This is a genomic window from Pseudomonas caspiana (genome assembly GCF_040224095.2).
Classification (GTDB): domain Bacteria; phylum Pseudomonadota; class Gammaproteobacteria; order Pseudomonadales; family Pseudomonadaceae; genus Aquipseudomonas; species Aquipseudomonas caspiana.
In genome coordinates, this window is sequence record NZ_CP167995.1 from 470,128 (window position 1) to 491,747 (window position 21,620).

14 protein-coding genes, 2 tRNA genes and 3 rRNA genes are annotated in these 21,620 nt (G+C 55.7%); 9 read left to right on the forward strand and 10 right to left on the reverse strand.

Going from position 1 to position 21,620, the window contains the following annotated elements; genetic code table 11:
• The first annotated feature begins 63 nt into the window (after positions 1–63).
• Entirely contained in the window at positions 64–1,155 is a 1,092-nt protein-coding gene (locus ABRP31_RS02250) for a calcium:proton antiporter (protein WP_349973757.1), read from the forward strand.
• Between the two features lie 135 nt (positions 1,156–1,290).
• On the opposite strand, the gene ABRP31_RS02255 is transcribed toward ABRP31_RS02250, so the two are convergent.
• The 3 genes from ABRP31_RS02255 to ABRP31_RS02265 form a co-directional block, all read right to left on the reverse strand.
• Positions 1,291–2,646: an 8-oxoguanine deaminase gene (locus ABRP31_RS02255; RefSeq protein ID WP_349973755.1), complete on the reverse strand. Its 1,356-nt coding sequence runs from the start codon at positions 2,644–2,646 to the stop codon at positions 1,291–1,293.
• Positions 2,647–2,834: 188 nt separating this feature from the next.
• Positions 2,835–3,521 carry an SDR family oxidoreductase gene (locus ABRP31_RS02260; protein ID WP_087267804.1) on the reverse strand — a complete coding sequence of 229 codons (687 nt, stop codon included), beginning with the start codon at positions 3,519–3,521 and terminating at the stop codon, positions 2,835–2,837.
• A gap of 27 nt (positions 3,522–3,548) precedes the next feature.
• Positions 3,549–3,899 carry a MerR family transcriptional regulator gene (locus ABRP31_RS02265; protein ID WP_087267806.1) on the reverse strand — a complete coding sequence of 117 codons (351 nt, stop codon included), beginning with the start codon at positions 3,897–3,899 and terminating at the stop codon, positions 3,549–3,551.
• 80 nt (positions 3,900–3,979) lie between these two features.
• On the opposite strand from ABRP31_RS02265, the gene ABRP31_RS02270 reads away from it, so the two are divergent.
• On the forward strand, positions 3,980–4,462 hold the full coding sequence (locus ABRP31_RS02270; RefSeq protein ID WP_349973752.1) for a hypothetical protein: 483 nt from the start codon (positions 3,980–3,982) through the stop codon (positions 4,460–4,462).
• Positions 4,463–4,472: 10 nt separating this feature from the next.
• Here the strand turns inward: ABRP31_RS02270 and ABRP31_RS02275 are convergent, their stop codons facing one another.
• The 7 genes from ABRP31_RS02275 to ABRP31_RS02305 form a co-directional block, all read right to left on the reverse strand.
• Entirely contained in the window at positions 4,473–5,399 is a 927-nt protein-coding gene (locus tag ABRP31_RS02275) for an ABC transporter permease (RefSeq protein WP_349973751.1), read from the reverse strand.
• The gene (locus ABRP31_RS02280; protein WP_087267816.1) at positions 5,399–6,502 is read right to left on the reverse strand and encodes an ABC transporter permease; all 1,104 of its coding nucleotides are present in this window, start codon (positions 6,500–6,502) and stop codon (positions 5,399–5,401) included. The genes ABRP31_RS02275 and ABRP31_RS02280 overlap by 1 nt, the downstream gene beginning before the upstream one ends.
• 11 nt (positions 6,503–6,513) lie before the next feature.
• On the reverse strand, positions 6,514–8,082 hold the full coding sequence (locus ABRP31_RS02285) for an ABC transporter ATP-binding protein (protein ID WP_349973750.1): 1,569 nt from the start codon (positions 8,080–8,082) through the stop codon (positions 6,514–6,516).
• Between the two features lie 694 nt (positions 8,083–8,776).
• Positions 8,777–9,367, reverse strand: a complete 591-nt coding sequence (locus ABRP31_RS02290) for a YigZ family protein (protein ID WP_087267821.1) — start codon at positions 9,365–9,367, stop codon at positions 8,777–8,779.
• 33 nt (positions 9,368–9,400) lie between these two features.
• A complete protein-coding gene (locus ABRP31_RS02295) occupies positions 9,401–10,063 on the reverse strand; it encodes a TetR/AcrR family transcriptional regulator (RefSeq protein ID WP_087267824.1) in 663 nt (220 codons plus the stop codon).
• Between the two features lie 74 nt (positions 10,064–10,137).
• Entirely contained in the window at positions 10,138–11,529 is a 1,392-nt protein-coding gene (locus tag ABRP31_RS02300; RefSeq protein ID WP_349973747.1) for a nucleobase:cation symporter-2 family protein, read from the reverse strand.
• A gap of 294 nt (positions 11,530–11,823) precedes the next feature.
• Positions 11,824–12,744 (reverse strand): LysR family transcriptional regulator, encoded by a 921-nt coding sequence (locus ABRP31_RS02305; RefSeq protein WP_095100329.1) that lies wholly within the window; start codon positions 12,742–12,744, stop codon positions 11,824–11,826.
• A 127-nt stretch (positions 12,745–12,871) separates the two neighbouring features.
• Here ABRP31_RS02305 and ABRP31_RS02310 point away from each other — a divergent pair, with 127 nt between their 5' ends.
• From ABRP31_RS02310 to rrf, 7 genes are all read left to right on the forward strand, one after another.
• Positions 12,872–14,218, forward strand: coding sequence for an aspartate aminotransferase family protein (locus tag ABRP31_RS02310; protein ID WP_349973745.1), 1,347 nt, complete (start codon positions 12,872–12,874; stop codon positions 14,216–14,218).
• A 60-nt stretch (positions 14,219–14,278) separates the two neighbouring features.
• A complete protein-coding gene (locus tag ABRP31_RS02315) occupies positions 14,279–15,772 on the forward strand; it encodes a CoA-acylating methylmalonate-semialdehyde dehydrogenase (RefSeq protein ID WP_087267836.1) in 1,494 nt (497 codons plus the stop codon).
• Positions 15,773–16,351: 579 nt separating this feature from the next.
• Positions 16,352–17,890: ribosomal RNA gene (locus ABRP31_RS02320) — 16S ribosomal RNA — on the forward strand.
• A gap of 96 nt (positions 17,891–17,986) precedes the next feature.
• Positions 17,987–18,063, forward strand: a tRNA-Ile gene (locus ABRP31_RS02325).
• Between the two features lie 44 nt (positions 18,064–18,107).
• A tRNA-Ala gene (locus ABRP31_RS02330) sits at positions 18,108–18,183 on the forward strand.
• A 228-nt stretch (positions 18,184–18,411) separates the two neighbouring features.
• Positions 18,412–21,305 (forward strand): 23S ribosomal RNA (locus ABRP31_RS02335).
• A gap of 169 nt (positions 21,306–21,474) precedes the next feature.
• A 5S ribosomal RNA gene (gene rrf / locus ABRP31_RS02340) occupies positions 21,475–21,590 on the forward strand.
• Together the 16S, 23S and 5S rRNA genes with 2 tRNA genes alongside form the textbook arrangement of a ribosomal RNA operon.
• Positions 21,591–21,620 lie beyond the last annotated feature (30 nt).

Here is a 21,620-nt window from a genome sequence, read left to right on the forward strand (position 1 = left end):
CACTCTCAACGCCTTGAACACGTTATCCGGACGTTTCACCCAGGAAGGTTTATAGGCTAGTCAATGGGCTCAATACTCAAGCAAGAAAAATTTCTCCTGCTCGCGATCATCGCGACAGTTGTCGCCTACGTGTTCGAGCACTCGTTCCTCAATAACGGGCAGGGCGTGGCGCTGACGGCGGGGATTGCGCTGGTGGGTTTCATCGTCTGTGCGTCGTTGCGCGTGGCTCACCACGCCGAGTTGCTTGCAGAGAAAGTCGGCGATCCCTACGGCACCATGATCCTCACCCTGTCGGCGGTGCTGGTGGAAGTGGTGATTCTGGCGATCATGATGAGCAACGAGCCATCGCCAACGTTGGTGCGCGACACGATTTACTCAGCCGTGATGCTCGATATCAACGGTATCCTTGGCCTGGCCGCTTTGATGGGCGGCATCAAACATGGCGAGCAGTCCTACAACGATGACTCGGCGCGCACCTACAGCGTGATGATTCTCACCGCGATGGGCGTTTCCATGGTGGTGCCCGAGTTCATCCCCGAAGGCGACTGGAAGTTGTATTCGGCGTTCACCATTGGCGCGATGATTCTGCTCTACACCTTGTTCCTGCGCATGCAGGTCGGGCCGCACAGCTACTTTTTCAGCTACAGCTATCCAGAGAAAAAGAAACGTAAGGATCAGCCTGAAGCAGAGGCAAAGCCGGTCAATCTGACGCTGTCGATCGGGATCCTGGTGCTCGGTGTGGTGGTGATTGGTGCGCTGGCGGAAGTGATGTCCAAAACCGTCGATCTGGGTCTGGAAGGTACTGGAGCGCCGCCGGTCATGACGGCGATTCTGGTGGCGGCCATTTCTGCCGCACCGGAGATCCTGACGGCATTGCGCGCGGCCTTGGCCAATCGCATGCAATCGGTGGTCAATATCGCGCTGGGTGCATCTTTATCGACGGTGATCCTGACCGTCCCGGTCATGGAAGCCATGGCCCTCTACAGCGGTCAGCCGTTCCAGATGGCGATGACCCCGGTGCAGACCGTGATGATTTTCATCACCCTGCTGGTGAGCGCCATCAACCTCAATGACGGTGAAACCAACGCGATAGAGGGGATGACCCACTTTGTGTTGTTTGCGACGTTCATCATGTTGTCGTTGTTGGGGTTGTAAATCCTCAAACTGCGCTACTGTGCTGCAAACGAATGATCTGTAGGAGCGCACGAGCACCGCGAGGCCGCGATAGCGGCATATCAGGCAGAACGCAATCGCTGCCTCGCATGCTCGTGAGCTACAGGAATGGGTTCATCAGCCGCGAATCAACTCCCGCGCGGCCTGGCTGTGATCAGCAATCAAACCCTTCAAGTCCAACCCTTCGACGTGCCCATCAATCACTCTCCACTGGCCACCGATCATCACCCGATCAGCCCTGTCAGCGCCGCACAACAGCAGCGCTGACACTGGATCATGGCTGCCGGAGAATCGCAGTTCATCCAGCTTGAACATCGCGAGATCCGCCTGTTTTCCTACCGCCAGCTCACCGATGTCGCTACGGCCGAGTAACTGCGCAGAACCCTTCGTGGCCCAGCCAAGCACCAATTCAGGCGTGATCTTTTCTGCACCATAACGCAGGCGTTGCAGATACAGCGCCTGGCGCGCTTCGAGGATCATGTTCGAGGCGTCATTAGACGCCGAACCGTCTACACCAAGGCCTATCGGGGCGCCTGCTCCGATCAGATCCAGCGTCGGACAGATGCCGGAAGCCAGGCGCATGTTTGAACTCGGGCAATGGCAAACACCAGTGCCTGCTGCGCCCAGTCGAGCGATTTCGTCAGGGTTGAAATGAATGCCGTGAGCCAGCCAGGTTCGTGGCCCCAGCCAGCCGACGCTGTCGAGATAATCCACCGTTCGCAGGCCGAAACGCTGCACGCAGAAGTCTTCTTCGTCGAGGGTTTCGGCCAGGTGAGTGTGCAGACGCACGTCGAGTTTTTCCGCCAGCGCTGCGCTTTCACGCATGATTTCCGGCGTCACTGAAAAGGGTGAGCAGGGCGCCAGCGCGATCTGGATCTGAGCGCCCGCGCCACGCTGGTGATAGCGCTGGATCAGGCGCTGGCTGTCTTCAAGGATTACTTCGCCCTGCTGCACGGTTTGCTGCGGCGGCAGACCTCCGTCCTCTTCACCCAGACTCATTGAGCCGCGAGTAAGCATGGCGCGCATGCCCAATTCGCGGACGCTTTCAACCTGGACATCGATGGCGTTTTCCAGCCCATCCGGGAACAGGTAGTGATGATCCGCAGCGGTAGTGCAGCCCGACAGCAGCAGCTCGGCCAGGGCGACTTTGCTGGCCAGCGCCAGTTTCTCGGGAGTCAAACGCGCCCAGACGGGATACAAGGTTTTCAGCCACGGAAACAAAGGCTGGTTGACCACCGGAGCCCAGGCACGCGTCAGTGTTTGATAGAAGTGGTGATGGGTATTGATCAAGCCCGGAAGCAGCACATGCTCACGGGCGTCGAATACGTCATCGCAAGGGCTGGCGGGTTGCTGACCGGCGCTGAGCAGTTCGACGATGACACCGTTCTCAATGACCAGACCGCCTCGGGCATCAAGGGTATTGGCGGTGAAAACAGCGAGGGGATTTTTCAACCAGATACGGATCGCAGGCATGGTGCCGGCTCCTCTGAAAGACAGGTTCAGGTTAGCCAGCTCAGTGTTGCCCTGTCTGCTGATCCAGGGTCGCCATGCTGTGCAGCGGGTGGCGAGGGCGGGATTCTACCTGCGAATCCCGGAAGGAGCCAACCGCCTCACGAACAAGTTCGCTCCTACCGAAGAGCATTCCGATTCTAATGGTTACTTCACCACGGAATAGTTTCGCCTTTGTAGTTCACAAAGTAATGCCCGCCTTTACCCGCATAAGCCTCGAGTTGTTCCACCAGCCCTCGAGTGCTGGTGTCGACGTCAATATCGGCGCCTTCGCCGCCCATGTCCGTTTTGACCCAGCCTGGATGTAATGACAATACGGTGGGACGTGGTTCCGGCAGCTCTACGACGAAGCTGTTGGTCATGGAGTTCAGTGCCGCTTTGCTCGCTTTGTATAGAGCCATGTTGTTGCCTTCAGGGCAGGCGACACTGCCCAGAACCGAGCTCATGAACGCCAGTACGCCGGTGTCGGGGCGAATCTGGCTGACAAAAAGCTCGGCCAGGCGGATCGGGGCAATAGCGTTGGTCAGAAACAGTTGACCCAGTTCCGAGGCAGTCGCTTTAGCCGCGCTTTGATGCTGTGGGCCTGAAACTCCGGCATTGACGAACAGGACATCAAACACCTGTCCTTCCAGACTCCGCTTCAACGCTTTCAGAGAAGCGGTGTCGTCCATATCCAGGGTTTCGATCTGTACGCCGTCAACGGCTTTCAGGTCGGAAGCTTTCTGCGGGTCGCGGACGGTTGCGATGACGTTCCAGTTCAGTTCGGTCAGTCGCTTGACGAGGCCGAGACCCAAGCCACGTGAAGCACCGATGATTAACGCTGTTTTAGTAACCGACATGAATATTCTCCTTTAAGGAATAAGGCATCAGGGGCTTAGCGGGCAGCTCTGGCCCAGACGGTTCTGCAATTCGGTGCGCAATTCGCCGAGTTCCGCAATGCGTGTCTCGATCAGCACAAGTTTGTCCCGAAGTAGCTGAGCAATGGCCAGATCGGGCGCGGGCGCCTTCCAGAGTTCGGCAACGCTGTGGCCGATTTCGTTCAGGCTGAAACCCAGGCGCTGCGCGGTTTTGATGAAGTGCACCAATTGCACCATCTCCGCGGGATAGTGCCGATAGCCATTGTCGCTACGATGCGCGGCAATCAAACCACGCTGCTCATAGAACCGCAGAGTGTCGCGGCTGACGGCGGTGGCTTGAGCCAGTTCACCAATACGCATAGTTCTGTTCCATGGGCTTGACCCTGGAGCGTACTCCAGCCTTTAGCCTGTTGGAATGTTAAATCCGCTGGAGAATTTATATGTGGCAACCGCAACACTATCGACACTTAGTCCGGGCCAGTGGCTGGTACGACTTGATCGTCACGGCTGCTTTTTTAACGCCATGGAGTTTTGTCGCGTTGCATGGGCTGTTATCCGGTGTGAGTCAGGCCTGGAACGTGCCCGGTACGCTGCCTCCATTCGAACCCATGCATATGTTGATGGCCAACTTGCTGGGTTCGATTGTGTGCGTGTGGTCAGTGCTACGGATTAGAGATCCGCAGATGATTTTCGGACGTTACGACGCGGCAGGTCGATTGCTGTTCGCGACGTGGCAGGCCTATGCCCTGATGCACGGTGCGACGTGGTTGCTGGCGGGATTCCTGATCATGGAATTGATCTGGGCGGTCTTGCAGCTATGGCCCCGTGGGACCGGCTTTAGCCGGGAAGGCGTCCTTACCGCCAATAAAAATTTATCGGCTGTGCGGGCTTCTTCCCGGCTAAAGCCGGTCCCACGTCATTGAGCTGTGAGTCTCAATGCCCCGCCTGCCAAGGCTGCCCCAAAGAAACCGGGGCATACAGCCTTGTGCGCAGGGCATTACGCGACAGCAGCACCAATACCAAGATGGTCGCTACGTAAGGCAGCATGGCCAACAGGTTTGACGGGATTGCCAGGCCGATACCCTGCGCCACCAAATGCAGAATGCTGGCAAGGCCGAACAGGTATGCACCCAACAACAGGCGCCACACTCTCCAACTGGCGAATACCACCAGTGCCAAGGCGATCCAGCCTCGGCCAGCACTCATGTTTTCGGCCCACATTGGCGTGTACGCCAAGGACAGATAAGCCCCGGCCAGCCCGGCCATTGCGCCACCGAACAACACTGCCAGGGTTCGCACGCGCAGCACCGGCAAACCCATGGCGCTAGCGGCGTCCGGGTTCTCGCCAACTGCCTGAATGATCAGACCAATGCGGCTTTTCAACAGGGCCCAGGCCACCAGTGCAAACAGCGCGAAGGACAGGTAAACCAGAATGTCCTGAGCAAACAGCATGCGGCCGATCAGCGGGATGTCGCTCAAGTAAGGGATCAGAATTGGCTCGAAACCTTGCAGCGGTTTACCCACCCAGGCTGCGCCGACGAAGCTCGACAAACCCACGCCAAAGATCGTCAGCGCCAAACCCGTTGCGACTTGGTTGGCATTGAAGACCAGCGCCACTACCGCGAACAATCCCGACAGCAGCATCCCCGCCATCATCGCCAGCAGCACACCGAGCCACAGGTTGCCGGTGCTCAAGGCAATGATAAAACCGATCACCGCGCCAAACAGCATCATGCCTTCCTGGCCCAGATTGAGAACGCCACTTTTTTCGCAGATCAACTCGCCTAAAGCGACCAGTAGCAGCGGCGTGCCGCAACGCACCATGGCAAAGAAAATATTGCTCAACAGATCGATATCCATCACACAGCTCCCGTGGCAGCGGGTGCCATCTGACGTTTGGCCCAGCGCGTTTTCAGGCGTGGGCGATAGAGAATCAGCACATCACAGGCCAGCAGGAAGAACAGCATCATCCCTTGAAACAGCTGGGTAATGGCTTGAGGAAGGTTCAGGGCCATTTGCGCGTTCTCGCCGCCCAGATACAGCAGCGCCATCAGCAAGCTGGCGAACAGAATACCGATTGGATTCAAGCGGCCGAGGAAGGCCACGGTGATCGCTGCGTAGCCATAACCCGGCGACACTTGCGGGACCAGTTGACCAATGGGGCCGGCGACTTCGCTGACTCCAGCCAGTCCGGCGAGGCCGCCGCTGATCAGCAAGGCGAGCCAGACCAAACGTTTCTCGCGAAACCCGACAAAACCTGCCGCGCGTTTATCCAGCCCCAGCACTTTGACCTGGAAACCGACAAAGCTGCGTTGCAGCAAAACCCAGACTGCGACCAAAGCCAGCAAGGCGAAGTACACACCGGCATGCACGCGGCCGTCCTCGGTCAACAGCGGCAAGCGGCTGGCATCACCAAACATCGCTGACTCAGGGAAATTCATTCCGGCAGGGTCTTTCAGCGGTCCATGAACGAAGAACAGCAACAGGTTCAGCGCGATGTAGTTGAGCATGATGCTGGTCAGGATTTCATTGGCGTTGAAGTGGGTGCGCAGCCAGGCAGTCAAACCCGCCCATGCTGCACCACCCAACGTGCCGACCAGCAGAATCAGGACCAAGGCCCAGCGGCTTTCCATATCAATGATATTGACCGCCAGGGCACTCCCCGCCAGCGCGCCCATCAGCAACTGGCCTTCGGCGCCAATGTTCCAGATGCGCGCTTGATAAGCGACCGCCAGACCCAGCGCGCAGAGCAGAATCGGCAGCGCTTTGACCATCAATTCGGATACGCCATACCAGTCGCTCACCGGTGCAATGAGCAAGGTATGTAGCGTGAGCAATGGGTCCAGGCCCAGGGTGATAAACAGTAGTGAGCCGCAGATCAGGGTCAATACTGCGGCCAGCAGCGGCGAAAACCAGAGCATGGCTCGCGATTGTTGCCCGCGCGGTTCCAGAGAGAGCAGCATCGGAAACTCCGTTAATTAAGCGCGGCGGCTTGAAGTTGAGGTTGAGCGCCAGACGGGGCATCGAATTCACCGGCCATCCAGCCGCCGACCTGCACGGGCGAGGTTTGCCCGGTCGGTACAAGAGGGGAGAGCCTGCCGCTGCTCAGCGCTGCAAGGCGGTCGCTGATCTGGAAGAGTTCGTCGAGGTCTTCGGAAATCACCAGGATTGCTGCGCCCGCATCACGCAAGGCAATCAGCGCGCGATGAATCGCTGCGGCGGCCCCGACGTCCACGCCCCACGTTGGGTGCGCAGCCACCAGTAATTTCGGATTCTGCAGGATCTCGCGGCCCAGAATGAATTTCTGCAGGTTGCCACCGGAGAGGCTACGAGCTGGCGCTTGGGCATCTGGAGTCTTCACCGCAAAGCGTTTGATGATTTCATCAGCCAGGCTTCTGACCTTGCTACGCTGGACTAGCCCGTTGCTAACCAGCCCTTGCTGAAAAGCAGTCAGCAACGCGTTATCACTGAGGCTCAAGTCCGGCACCGCGCCGTGCCCCAGTCTTTCCGCTGGAACAAACGCCAGGCCGTTTTTGCGCCTGGCATCAGGACGTAGATGGCCAACGTTCAGGTCTGCAAACCGAATACTGGATGACAGTGAGTTGCTCAATGTCTGTTCGCCGCTGAGCAGGGCCAGCAACTCGTCCTGACCATTGCCCGCCACGCCTGCAATGCCGACGATTTCGCCGCTGCGCACCTCAAGGTCGAGATTCACCAGAGAGCAGCCGAACGGATCCGGATTGTGCCAAGATAGTTTTTCCACCTTCAGGAACGGCTTGTGCCCCGCGACTTTGGGATACTGCGCAGTCAGGCCTTCAGCGTCACCGACCATCAAACGCGCCAGTTCCAGGTCCGAACACTGCGCCGGAACACAGTGTCCGGAGACTTTGCCGCCGCGCAGCACTGTCGCGCTGTGGCACAGGGCGCGAACTTCACCCAGTTTGTGGCTGATAAACAGAATGCTGCAGCCTTCCTCGGCCAGACGTCGCAAGGTGACGAATAGTTCGTCGGCTTCCTGCGGCGTCAGTACTGAGGTCGGTTCGTCGAGAATCAACAGACGAATGTCCTGCATCAGGCACCGAATGATCTCGACTTTCTGCCGCTCGCCGATCGACAGGCTGTGGACAAGTCGTTGTGGCTCGACCGCCATGCCGTAGCGCTGCGATACCTCGCGAATTTTTGGTTCAAGTTGCTTTGGCGTACCGGCCGCACCGCCCATTGCCAACGCGATGTTCTGGGCGACGGTCAGGGTTTCGAATAACGAGAAATGCTGGAACACCATGCCAATGCCCAAGCTGCGGGCCTGTGCCGGATTACGCATTTTCAGAGCCTGCCCCTGCCAGACTATTTCGCCTGAATCGGGCTGCGTCACGCCGTAGATGATTTTCATCAGGGTGCTTTTGCCTGCGCCGTTTTCGCCGAGCAGGGCGTGGATTTCTCCGGGGGCAATATTCAGGTCGATGGCATCGTTGGCCAGGCAGCCGGGATAGCGCTTGCTGATGGCACGCAGTTGCAGACGTGCAGATGTCACAGGGTTTGGCATGACAGGCTCAAGGTAAGAGGATCGCCTGTGGATAAAGCAATTTCCTGGCCAGGCAGTCAGGTTTTTACGGGAAAATGCCGATTTGCTTGTAACGGCGAAGTCGCAATGGCTAGAGCCTCGGTTCTTGGGTGGAGCTGACAGCCAGCATCAGCACCAGATCAGGGCGTCCCGGGGATTTAATGATTCAATTTCGACCAGCCTGTCTGAGTAAAAAACATACAGTCGCCTTCGAGTGAGACAACTCCTGCATTACCGCGACCCTTGCACCTGTTATCCACAGGTTCCTCCACAGTAAATGTGTGCAAGCTCAAAAGTGCGATATAAGCGGGCAATCGGTAGTAGCTACTGACGATAACGAGCTGTAACGCGCTGTTTTTACACCTCTTTTGTAGTTATATGACAGATTTGTATAAAAAATGACCGATCGGCTGAAAGCCATGCACGGCAAGGCTTACGGGCGCATGTGCTCAGCTTATCCACAGCCGGATGCACAGTAAATGTGTGCAGTACCGATGTTAGCGTGAGCCTGTGGGAGCTGTCCGCTGACACCACGCTGGCGCAAAGTAAACACCGACCTGTAGGAGCGCACGAGCACCGCGAGGCCGCGATAGCGGTGCATCAGACAGGACGCCATCGCTGCCTCGCGGTGCTCGTGAGCTCCTACGGAAAATTATTCACGCACGACAACGCGAAATCATTCCCCGCCTTTGCTCAAAACTATCCGCCCCCTGCTTAAATCCGCCAACTGCCGCTGCAACACTTCAACCTGCTCTGGGCCGACCGCAATCGCAAGGTCCACTCCGTTGGCGGTGAAGTCTTCCTGCTGCACCAAGCCGTTGAGCTCCGCCACCCGCAACTTGACCAGCGCCAATTCGCTGAAGCTGCAAGACAGACTCAACGGCACACGAGTGATCAGTGGCAAACGCTCTGCCTGTTGCAGGCATTTATTGGCACCACCGCCGTAGGCTCGGGCGAGGCCGCCGGTACCCAGTTGAATGCCTCCGTACCAGCGAATCACCAACACCACGACCTGATCAAATTCCTGAGCTTCGATGGCTGCCAGAATCGGTCGCCCTGCAGTCCCGCCAGGTTCACCATCGTCATTGCTGCGGTATTGATCGGCCAGTTTCCAGGCCCAGCAATTGTGAGTCGCGTTGAGGTCGCTGTTCTGCTCGATAAACGCTTGTGCGTCGGCGGCGCTGGAGATAGGCGCCGCGAGTGTGATGAAGCGGCTCTTGCGAATCTCTTCGCGAAATTCGCAAGGGCCAACCAGAGTAAAGGGCATGCGTGGGTTCCAGCTTTAAACAGATGCCGCCAGTTAAGCGCCTGGAGGTGTCAGGCCGCAACCCTTGAGGATGATGCGTATAAGATTGTCTCCCGCAACCTCCATGTCTTGCTTGGTCAGGCGAGTGCGCCCGGTAACCTGACAGATCTGGGTCGCGAAGTCTGCGTAGTGCTGAGTGCTGCCCCACAACAGGAAAATCAGATGCACAGGGTCTACCGGGTCCATTTTGCCCGCATCAATCCAGGCCTGGAAAACCGAGGCCCGCCCCTGAAACCAGGCTTGGTAATCCTGGCTGAAATACTGGTTGAGGCATTCGCCACCGCTGATGATTTCCATGGCGAAAATCCGCGAAGCCTGAGGCTGGCGACGCGAGAATTCCATCTTGGCGCGGATATAGCGGCTCAGCGCCAAGGCCGGATCATCCTCGACGGTCAGGTTGTTGAAGGTGCTGTCCCATAATTCGAGGATGTTGCTGAGTACCGCGACGTACAACCCAAGCTTGTTAGTGAAGTAGTAATGAAGGTTGGCCTTGGGCAGCCCGGCGTTCAGCGCGATGGTATTCATGCTGGTGCCTTTGAAACCGTGGCGGGCGAATTCGTCTTCGGCGGCTTTGATAATGGCCTCTTCATTCTTCTGACGAATGCGACTGGCAGGCTTGATGCCGTGAGTACTGTGCGCAGGGACTTCAAGGATCATTGGGCAGTTCCGGACAGATCATAGGGTGCAATGCTGAACAGCTGGCGTAATCAGGTGCTCGGCATTATCAGGAATTAATGTGTCGATGGCTCACCTTCGGTTGCAGATTCTGTACCCACAACGCTTGTCTTGTCCTCCGGCAGTAACAGGCACATCACAATGGCTGTGATGCCGCCGCTGGTGATCGCGGAGTCGAACAGGTTCTGCACCAGCTTGGGCAGATGGTGCAGCAACGCCGGTTGGGCAGCGATACCCAGACCCACACCAAAAGAAGTAGCAATGATCAGCATGCTGCGTCGGTCCAGTGGCGCCTGCGCCAGAATACGCACGCCTGCTGCGGCAACGCTGCCGAACATCACCAGGGTTGCACCGCCGAGCACAGGTTTGGGGATTTGTTGCAGCAGGGCGCCAATAGTCGGGAACAGGCCGAGCATGAACAGCACTGCGCCGATGTACAGGCCAACGTAACGACTGGCGACACCGGTTAGCTGAATCACGCCGTTGTTCTGCGCAAAGGTAGTGTTGGGAAAAGCACTGAACGTGGCGGCAATCATGCAGCTGAATCCATCACCCAATACGCCACCTTTAAGCCGGGCAATATACGTGGGGCCACTTATAGGTTTTTTAGCGAGCATGCAGTTGGCGGTCAGGTCGCCGACTGTTTCGATAGTGCTGATCAGATAAATCAGCGCGACGGGCAGGAAAGCTGTCCAGTCGAAGGCGAAACCGAACTTGAACGGAATCGGTACGCTGATCAGGGGCAGATCGCCAACGGAATGAGGCACGAGTTTTCCGCTGAACCACGCCGCCAGGCTACCTACAGCCAGGCCGATGATGATCGCCGACAAACGTATCCAGGGCGTATTTGACCGGTTGAGCAGAATGATAACGACCAGCACAAAACCGCCCAACGCCAGATTCAGCGGCTCGCCAAAGTCTGGAGCGTTGAAGCCACCGCCCAGATCCGTCACTCCGACTTTGATCAGGCTGACCCCGATCAGCGTGATCACGATACCTGTCACCAACGGCGTGATGACTCTGCGCAGTTGGCCAATGAAGCGACTCAATACAATCTGTACCAGCGCACCGAAAAAACAGACGCCGAAGATCATCGCCAGAATGTCTTCAGGGCTCCCGCCGCGTTGCTTGACCAGAAAACCGGCAGACAATACTGCGCCGAGAAAAGCAAAGCTGGTGCCTTGCAGGCAGATCATCCCTGCGCCAATCCCGAATGGACGACGTGCCTGGATGAAAGTCCCTACGCCTGAAACCATCAGTGCCATGCTGATCAGGTAAGGCATATACGCGCCCAGCCCCAATGCCGAGCCAATCACTAACGGCGGGGTGATGATGCCGACGAAACTGGCGAGCACGTGTTGCAGCGCAGCCAGTATTGCCGGTAATGGCTTGGGCCGATCATCAAGGCCGTAGATCAGATCGCTGCTGGGTGAGGCTTCGGGCTGCATGTCGTGCTCTCGCGGGTCGTTTGATGTACGACTGTGCAAAAAGCTGTCCAAGTGCTCAGGTTTTTTAAAGGCTAGTGTTTAGCGGATATCTTTAGGACCCTGACACAACGCTGTCGTGCTGCAAACAAAGTACCTGTAGGAGCGCACGAGCACCGCGAGGCCGCGATAGCGGTGTTTCAGACCGGACGCCATCGCTGCCTCGCGGTGCTCGTGAGCTCCTACAGAAGGATATTCCAAATCAGATAGATGTAGTTTGTTTGATAGGAGCGTTAAGTTTTGGCCGGGTGCTATGTCTCACCGTGTAGCAGCCAGCGTCTGCAGGAAGCTTTCCAGCACCAAATGAGGGCGGCGTCCTTTGCGGGTCACCGACACCAGACTCAAATCATAAAAGCGCGATGCCGGTTTCAGTGCCCTCAACCGACCCTGTTGCACCCAAAAGCTCGCATAGTGGTCTGGTAGATAACCGATATAACGCCCGGTCAGAATCAGAAACGCCATGCCTTCCCGGTCCGATGCGCTGGCGGTGCAATTGAGCGCCTGATAATGGGCCTGGATTTCTGCCGGCAGGCGAAAGGTCGGTGCAATTGCATCCTGCTCTGCAAGACGCACGTCATCCAGCGCAGCGTCATCCATATAGAAAAGTGGATGGCCCACCGCGCAGTAAAGCAACGATCGTTCGCTGTACAGCGGCTGATATTCAAGCCCTGACAAGGCGCTGGCCTGGGGCACGACGCCGACGTGCAAACGTCCGTCGAGTACGCCCTGTTCCACTTCATTAGGCGCAATCATTCTGATGTTGATATGCACATCAGGCCCTCGCTCTTTCAGTTGGGCGAGTGCGTGAGTGATGCGCATATGGGGGAGGGTGACCAGATTGTCGGTCAGACCAATGTTCAGTTCGCCCCGCAAATGCTGATGCAGGCCGTTGACCTCGGTGCGGAAGCTTTCCAGTGCGCTCAGCAGTTGTAGCGCCGACTGATAAACCTCACGGCCCTCTTCGGTCAACGAAAATCCTGCTCGGCCGCGCTGACAAAGACGCAAGCCCAGGCGCTGTTCCAGATCGCTCATTTGCTGGCTGATGGCCGAACGACCTATGCCGAGTGCGCTTTCGGCGGCAGAGAAACCGCCTGACTCGACTACGCTTCGAAAGATGCGCAGCAATCGAATATCAAAATCGCTGACTTGTGCCAATGGATCGGGGCGACGGCTGCTCATAGTTTAGTAATCAGCTAACTAAAGATCGTAAAAGTTGAGTTTTTCCGACTTTATCCCCGTGGCACCGTAGCTGCATCAAGTATTTGCAGTCACTCAACCGCCCAGCGCTTCAGCGAGGTCCGTTTCGATGAACAGTTTCGAGTCGTCCGAGATGTCTATTGCCAGCCAATTGAAGCTTGATGCTCATTGGATGCCCTACACCGCCAATCGCAATTTCCAGCGCGATCCGCGCTTGATCGTCGCGGCACACGGCAGTTACCTGACAGACGACAAGGGACGCAAGATCTACGATGGGCTTTCCGGTCTATGGACCTGCGGCGCAGGCCATACGCGCAAGGAGATTCAGGAGGCTGTCTCTAAACAGTTGGGCATTCTGGACTACTCCCCGGCGTTTCAATTTGGTCACCCGCTGTCCTTTCAGCTCGCCGAGAAAATTACCGAGCTGACGCCGGGCAATCTGAATCATGTGTTCTATACCAACTCAGGTTCCGAGTGCGCCGACACAGCCGTGAAGATGGTGCGTGCCTACTGGCGTCTGAAGGGGCAAGCGACCAAAACCAAAATGATTGGCCGTGCGCGTGGCTATCACGGGGTGAACATCGCGGGCACTAGCCTCGGTGGAGTGAACGGTAACCGTAAGATGTTTGGTCAGTTGATGGACGTTGATCATCTGCCGCATACCTTGCTGGCCAGCAACGCTTATTCGAAGGGCATGCCGGAGGCGGGCGGTATTGCTCTCGCCGATGAAATGCTCAAATTGATCGAGTTGCATGATGCCTCGAACATCGCTGCAGTCATCGTCGAGCCAATGGCCGGCTCTGCCGGTGTGATCGTGCCGCCCCAAGGCTATCTCAAGCGTCTGCGGGAAATCTGCGATCAGCACAACATCCTGCTGATCTTCGACGAAGTCATCACCGGCTTCGGTCGCACCGGTTCCATGTTTGGTGCAGACAGTTTTGGTGTGACCCCTGATCTGATGTGCATCGCCAAGCAAGTCACCAACGGTGCGATTCCGATGGGGGCGGTGATCGCCAGCAGCGAGATCTATCAGACCTTCATGAATCAACCGACGCCTGAGTATGCGGTTGAATTTCCGCATGGTTATACCTACTCCGCGCACCCGGTTGCCTGTGCTGCCGGTCTTGCAGCGCTGGATCTGCTGCAACGGGAAAACCTTGTGCAGCAAGCGGCTGAAGTGGCGCCGCATTTTGAAAGCGCATTGCATGGCATCAAGGGCACGAAGAACGTCGTCGACATTCGCAACTATGGTCTGGCCGGCGCTATCCAGATTGCGCCGCGAGATGGCGATGCAATCGTCCGTCCATTCGAGGCGGGCATGAAGCTCTGGAAGGCTGGCTTCTATGTGCGTTTTGGCGGCGACACCTTGCAGTTCGGACCTACCTTCAACAGCAAGCCGCAAGACCTGGATCGTTTGTTCGATGCGGTTGGCGAAGCGCTGAATCAGATCGACTGATAAACCTCTTCTATATAGGTGACAGGCGCGGAGTTGTTCGCGCCTGCTTTGGAGTCATTCATGAGCACCATCCAACACTTGATCGACGGCCAATTGGTCAGCGACAACGGCCGCACTGCTGACGTGTTCAACCCGTCGACGGGGCAGGCTATTCATAAGGTCTCGTTGGCCAGTCGCGAAATCGTTCAGCAAGCCATCGACTCGGCAAAGGCGGCCTTCCCGGCGTGGCGCAATACTCCTCCAGCAAAACGTGCCCAAGTGATGTTCCGCTTCAAGCAACTGCTGGAGCAGAACGAAGGTCGCATCGCGCAATTGATCAGCGAAGAGCACGGCAAGACTCTCGAAGACGCTGCGGGCGAGCTCAAGCGCGGTATTGAGAACGTCGAATACGCTTGCGCGGCTCCGGAAATTCTCAAGGGTGAATACAGTCGCAACGTAGGACCGAACATTGATGCCTGGTCCGACTTCCAGCCGCTGGGTGTTGTTGCCGGTATTACGCCGTTCAACTTCCCGGCGATGGTGCCGTTGTGGATGTACCCACTGGCGATCGCTTGCGGTAACTGTTTCATCCTCAAGCCGTCCGAGCGCGATCCGAGCTCCACGCTGCTAATCGCACAATTGCTGCACGAGGCGGGTCTTCCCAAAGGCGTGCTCAATGTCGTCCATGGCGACAAAGCGGCGGTAGATGCGCTGATCGAAGCGCCGGAAGTCAAAGCGCTGAGTTTTGTCGGTTCAACGCCGATTGCCGAATACATCTATAAAGAAGGCGCTGCACGCGGTAAACGAGTCCAGGCATTGGGCGGTGCGAAAAATCATGCGGTGCTGATGCCGGATGCCGACCTGGACAACGCGGTCAGTGCACTCATGGGCGCGGCTTACGGTTCGTGCGGCGAGCGCTGCATGGCGATTTCGGTTGCCGTGTGTGTGGGCGATCAGATTGCCGACGCACTAGTCGCCAAGCTGGTGCCGCAAATTGCATCGCTGAAAATCGGGGCTGGCACGACCTGCGGGTTGGATATGGGGCCATTGGTCACTGGTCAGCATCGCGACAAAGTCAGCGGCTATATAGAAGACGGTGTGCAGGCTGGCGCGAAGCTGGTTGTTGATGGTCGCGGCTTGAGTGTTACCGGTAATGAAGATGGCTTCTTCATGGGTGGCTGTCTGTTCGATCAGGTGACGCCGGAGATGCGCATCTATAAAGAAGAGATCTTCGGGCCGGTGCTGTGCATTGTCCGAGTAGCCAGCCTTGAGCAGGCGATGCAACTGATCAATGATCATGAGTACGGCAATGGCACCTGCATCTTCACTCGTGACGGTGAGGCGGCGCGTCTGTTCTGTGATGAGATTGAAGTGGGCATGGTCGGCGTCAACGTGCCATTGCCGGTGCCGGTTGCCTATCACAGCTTTGGCGGTTGGAAGCGTTCGCTGTTCGGTGATTTGCATGCATACGGGCCGGACGGGGTGCGCTTCTATACGCGCCGTAAGGCTATTACCCAGCGCTGGCCGCAACGTGCCAGCCATGAAGCTTCGCAGTTTGCCTTTCCTAGCCTGTAAGTAGCCAGTCGAGAAGGGGTGAGCCGCGAGGCTCGCCCCTTTGTTTTAAGGGTGTTTCAGATAGTTATGACAATTAAGTGAAATTAAGGGTTGACGGCCTCTCAGATCTCTCTATAATTCGCACCTCTTCTGGCGCAGACAGAACGAAAAACTCCTTGATAATCAACGAGTTGGACGATTAAGTTGGCGAAGAAGAGGCTTCGATGAAGTTGATCGAAAGCGGTGAAAAAAGGCAGTTGACAGCAGGTTGTAACGCTGTAGAATTCGCCTCCCGCTAACGAGCAACGTGATGTTGATCGAAGCGCAAGTGGTTGAAGTTGATGAGGAAACTTTGAAAACTTCTTAAAATAACCGCTTGACAGATACAGAGGCTGCTGTAGAATGCGCGCCTCGGTTGAGACGAAAGACTCTTAACCAACCGCTCTTTAACAATTGAATCAAGCAATTCGTGTGGGTGCTTGCGCTGTCAGACTGAAGTCAACAGATTATCAGCATCGTAAGTTACTCCGCGAGAAATCAAAGAAATAACCAACGATTGCTGAGCCAAGTTTAGGGTTTTCTCAAAACCCAAAGATGTTTGAACTGAAGAGTTTGATCATGGCTCAGATTGAACGCTGGCGGCAGGCCTAACACATGCAAGTCGAGCGGCAGCACGGGTACTTGTACCTGGTGGCGAGCGGCGGACGGGTGAGTAATGCCTAGGAATCTGCCTGGTAGTGGGGGATAACGCTCGGAAACGGACGCTAATACCGCATACGTCCTACGGGAGAAAGCAGGGGACCTTCGGGCCTTGCGCTATCAGATGAGCCTAGGTCGGATTAGCTAGTTGGTGAGGTAATGGCTCACCAAGGCGACGATCCGTAACTGGTCTGAGAGGATGATCAGTCACACTGGAACTGAGACACGGTCCAGACTCCTACGGGAGGCAGCAGTGGGGAATATTGGACAATGGGCGAAAGCCTGATCCAGCCATGCCGCGTGTGTGAAGAAGGTCTTCGGATTGTAAAGCACTTTAAGTTGGGAGGAAGGGCATTTACCTAATACGTAAGTGTTTTGACGTTACCGACAGAATAAGCACCGGCTAACTCTGTGCCAGCAGCCGCGGTAATACAGAGGGTGCAAGCGTTAATCGGAATTACTGGGCGTAAAGCGCGCGTAGGTGGTTTGTTAAGTTGGATGTGAAATCCCCGGGCTCAACCTGGGAACTGCATCCAAAACTGGCAAGCTAGAGTATGGTAGAGGGTGGTGGAATTTCCTGTGTAGCGGTGAAATGCGTAGATATAGGAAGGAACACCAGTGGCGAAGGCGACCACCTGGACTGATACTGACACTGAGGTGCGAAAGCGTGGGGAGCAAACAGGATTAGATACCCTGGTAGTCCACGCCGTAAACGATGTCAACTAGCCGTTGGGAGCCTTGAGCTCTTAGTGGCGCAGCTAACGCATTAAGTTGACCGCCTGGGGAGTACGGCCGCAAGGTTAAAACTCAAATGAATTGACGGGGGCCCGCACAAGCGGTGGAGCATGTGGTTTAATTCGAAGCAACGCGAAGAACCTTACCAGGCCTTGACATCCAATGAACTTTCCAGAGATGGATTGGTGCCTTCGGGAACATTGAGACAGGTGCTGCATGGCTGTCGTCAGCTCGTGTCGTGAGATGTTGGGTTAAGTCCCGTAACGAGCGCAACCCTTGTCCTTAGTTACCAGCACATTATGGTGGGCACTCTAAGGAGACTGCCGGTGACAAACCGGAGGAAGGTGGGGATGACGTCAAGTCATCATGGCCCTTACGGCCTGGGCTACACACGTGCTACAATGGTCGGTACAGAGGGTTGCCAAGCCGCGAGGTGGAGCTAATCCCATAAAACCGATCGTAGTCCGGATCGCAGTCTGCAACTCGACTGCGTGAAGTCGGAATCGCTAGTAATCGCGAATCAGAATGTCGCGGTGAATACGTTCCCGGGCCTTGTACACACCGCCCGTCACACCATGGGAGTGGGTTGCACCAGAAGTAGCTAGTCTAACCTTCGGGGGGACGGTTACCACGGTGTGATTCATGACTGGGGTGAAGTCGTAACAAGGTAGCCGTAGGGGAACCTGCGGCTGGATCACCTCCTTAATCGACGACTCAGCTGCAGCACAAGCTCCCACACGAATTGCTTGATTCATTGAAGAAGACGATTAGAAGCAGCTTTTGCTTTGCACACCCGATTTTGGGTCTGTAGCTCAGTTGGTTAGAGCGCACCCCTGATAAGGGTGAGGTCGGCAGTTCGAATCTGCCCAGACCCACCAGTTACCTGGTGAAGTTGGTCAGAGCGCGTACGAAACCCGGATACGGGGCCATAGCTCAGCTGGGAGAGCGCCTGCCTTGCACGCAGGAGGTCAGCGGTTCGATCCCGCTTGGCTCCACCACTTACTGCTTCTGTTTGAAAGCTTAGAAATGAGCACTCCATCGGTTCGATGGTGAGTGTTGATTTCTAGTCTTTGATTAGATCGTTCTTTAAAAATTTGGGTATGTGATAGAAATATAGACTGGGCACCTCTTTCACTGGTGCGTGTCCAGGCTAAGGTAAAGTTTGTGAGAACAAACTTTCGGCGAATGTCGTCTTCACAGTATAACCAGATTGCTTGGGGTTATATGGTCAAGTGAAGAAGCGCATACGGTGGATGCCTTGGCAGTCAGAGGCGATGAAAGACGTGGTAGCCTGCGAAAAGCTTCGGGGAGTCGGCAAACAGACTGTGATCCGGAGATGTCTGAATGGGGGAACCCAACTGTCATAAGACAGTTACCTTACACTGAATACATAGGTGTATGGAGCGAACCAGGGGAACTGAAACATCTAAGTACCCTGAGGAAAAGAAATCAACCGAGATTCCCTTAGTAGTGGCGAGCGAACGGGGACCAGCCCTTAAGTGGCTTTGAGATTAGCGGAACGCTCTGGAAAGTGCGGCCATAGTGGGTGATAGCCCTGTACGCGAAAATCTCTTTGTCATGAAATCGAGTAGGACGGGGCACGAGAAACCTTGTCTGAACATGGGGGGACCATCCTCCAAGGCTAAATACTACTGACTGACCGATAGTGAACTAGTACCGTGAGGGAAAGGCGAAAAGAACCCCGGAGAGGGGAGTGAAATAGATCCTGAAACCGTATGCGTACAAGCAGTGGGAGCCTACTTTGTTAGGTGACTGCGTACCTTTTGTATAATGGGTCAGCGACTTATTTTCAGTGGCGAGCTTAACCGAATAGGGGAGGCGTAGCGAAAGCGAGTCTTAATAGGGCGTCTAGTCGCTGGGAATAGACCCGAAACCGGGCGATCTATCCATGGGCAGGTTGAAGGTTGGGTAACACTAACTGGAGGACCGAACCGACTACCGTTGAAAAGTTAGCGGATGACCTGTGGATCGGAGTGAAAGGCTAATCAAGCTCGGAGATAGCTGGTTCTCCTCGAAAGCTATTTAGGTAGCGCCTCATGTATCACTGTAGGGGGTAGAGCACTGTTTCGGCTAGGGGGTCATCCCGACTTACCAAACCGATGCAAACTCCGAATACCTACAAGTGCCGAGCATGGGAGACACACGGCGGGTGCTAACGTCCGTCGTGAAAAGGGAAACAACCCAGACCGTCAGCTAAGGTCCCAAAATCCTGGTTAAGTGGGAAACGATGTGGGAAGGCTTAGACAGCTAGGAGGTTGGCTTAGAAGCAGCCACCCTTTAAAGAAAGCGTAATAGCTCACTAGTCGAGTCGGCCTGCGCGGAAGATGTAACGGGGCTCAAACCAGGTACCGAAGCTACGGGTATCATCTTTTGATGATGCGGTAGAGGAGCGTTCTGTAAGCCTGTGAAGGTGAGTTGAGAAGCTTGCTGGAGGTATCAGAAGTGCGAATGCTGACATGAGTAACGACAATGGGTGTGAAAAACACCCACGCCGAAAGACCAAGGTTTCCTGCGCAACGTTAATCGACGCAGGGTTAGTCGGTCCCTAAGGCGAGGCTGAAAAGCGTAGTCGATGGAAAACAGGTTAATATTCCTGTACTTCTGGTTATTGCGATGGAGGGACGGAGAAGGCTAGGCCAGCTTGGCGTTGGTTGTCCAAGTTTAAGGTGGTAGGCTGAGATCTTAGGTAAATCCGGGATCTTAAGGCCGAGAGCTGATGACGAGTGTTCTTTTAGAACACGAAGTGGTTGATGCCATGCTTCCAAGAAAAGCTTCTAAGCTTCAGGTAACCAGGAACCGTACCCCAAACCGACACAGGTGGTTGGGTAGAGAATACCAAGGCGCTTGAGAGAACTCGGGTGAAGGAACTAGGCAAAATGGCACCGTAACTTCGGGAGAAGGTGCGCCGGTGAGGGTGAAGGACTTGCTCCGTAAGCTCATGCCGGTCGAAGATACCAGGCCGCTGCGACTGTTTATTAAAAACACAGCACTCTGCAAACACGAAAGTGGACGTATAGGGTGTGACGCCTGCCCGGTGCCGGAAGGTTAATTGATGGGGTTAGCTAACGCGAAGCTCTTGATCGAAGCCCCGGTAAACGGCGGCCGTAACTATAACGGTCCTAAGGTAGCGAAATTCCTTGTCGGGTAAGTTCCGACCTGCACGAATGGCGTAACGATGGCGGCGCTGTCTCCACCCGAGACTCAGTGAAATTGAAATCGCTGTGAAGATGCAGTGTATCCGCGGCTAGACGGAAAGACCCCGTGAACCTTTACTATAGCTTTGCACTGGACTTTGAATTTGCTTGTGTAGGATAGGTGGGAGGCTTTGAAGCGTGGACGCCAGTCTGCGTGGAGCCATCCTTGAAATACCACCCTGGCAACTTTGAGGTTCTAACTCAGGTCCGTCATCCGGATCGAGGACAGTGTATGGTGGGTAGTTTGACTGGGGCGGTCTCCTCCTAAAGAGTAACGGAGGAGTACGAAGGTGCGCTCAGACCGGTCGGAAATCGGTCGTAGAGTATAAAGGCAAAAGCGCGCTTGACTGCGAGACAGACACGTCGAGCAGGTACGAAAGTAGGTCTTAGTGATCCGGTGGTTCTGTATGGAAGGGCCATCGCTCAACGGATAAAAGGTACTCCGGGGATAACAGGCTGATACCGCCCAAGAGTTCATATCGACGGCGGTGTTTGGCACCTCGATGTCGGCTCATCACATCCTGGGGCTGAAGCCGGTCCCAAGGGTATGGCTGTTCGCCATTTAAAGTGGTACGCGAGCTGGGTTTAGAACGTCGTGAGACAGTTCGGTCCCTATCTGCCGTGGACGTTTGAGATTTGAGAGGGGCTGCTCCTAGTACGAGAGGACCGGAGTGGACGAACCTCTGGTGTTCCGGTTGTCACGCCAGTGGCATTGCCGGGTAGCTATGTTCGGAAAAGATAACCGCTGAAAGCATCTAAGCGGGAAACTTGCCTCAAGATGAGATCTCACTGGAACCTTGAGTTCCCTGAAGGGCCGTCGAAGACTACGACGTTGATAGGTGGGGTGTGTAAGCGCTGTGAGGCGTTGAGCTAACCCATACTAATTGCCCGTGAGGCTTGACCATATAACACCCAAGCAATCTGCGACCTTCTCTTAAAAAGAGCAGGGCATCAGATTGCGGTGACTGTGAAGACGACACGAACCGAAAGTTTGTTCGCACACTGAACCTGATCTATCACATACCCATTGGCTGGAGCGTCACCCGCAAGGGCAACGAGCCGGCAACCGAATTTCTTGACGACCATAGAGCATTGGAACCACCTGATCCCATCCCGAACTCAGTAGTGAAACGATGTATCGCCGATGGTAGTGTGGGGTTTCCCCATGTGAGAGTAGGTCATCGTCAAGATTAAATTCCAGAACCCCTGATCGCTTATGC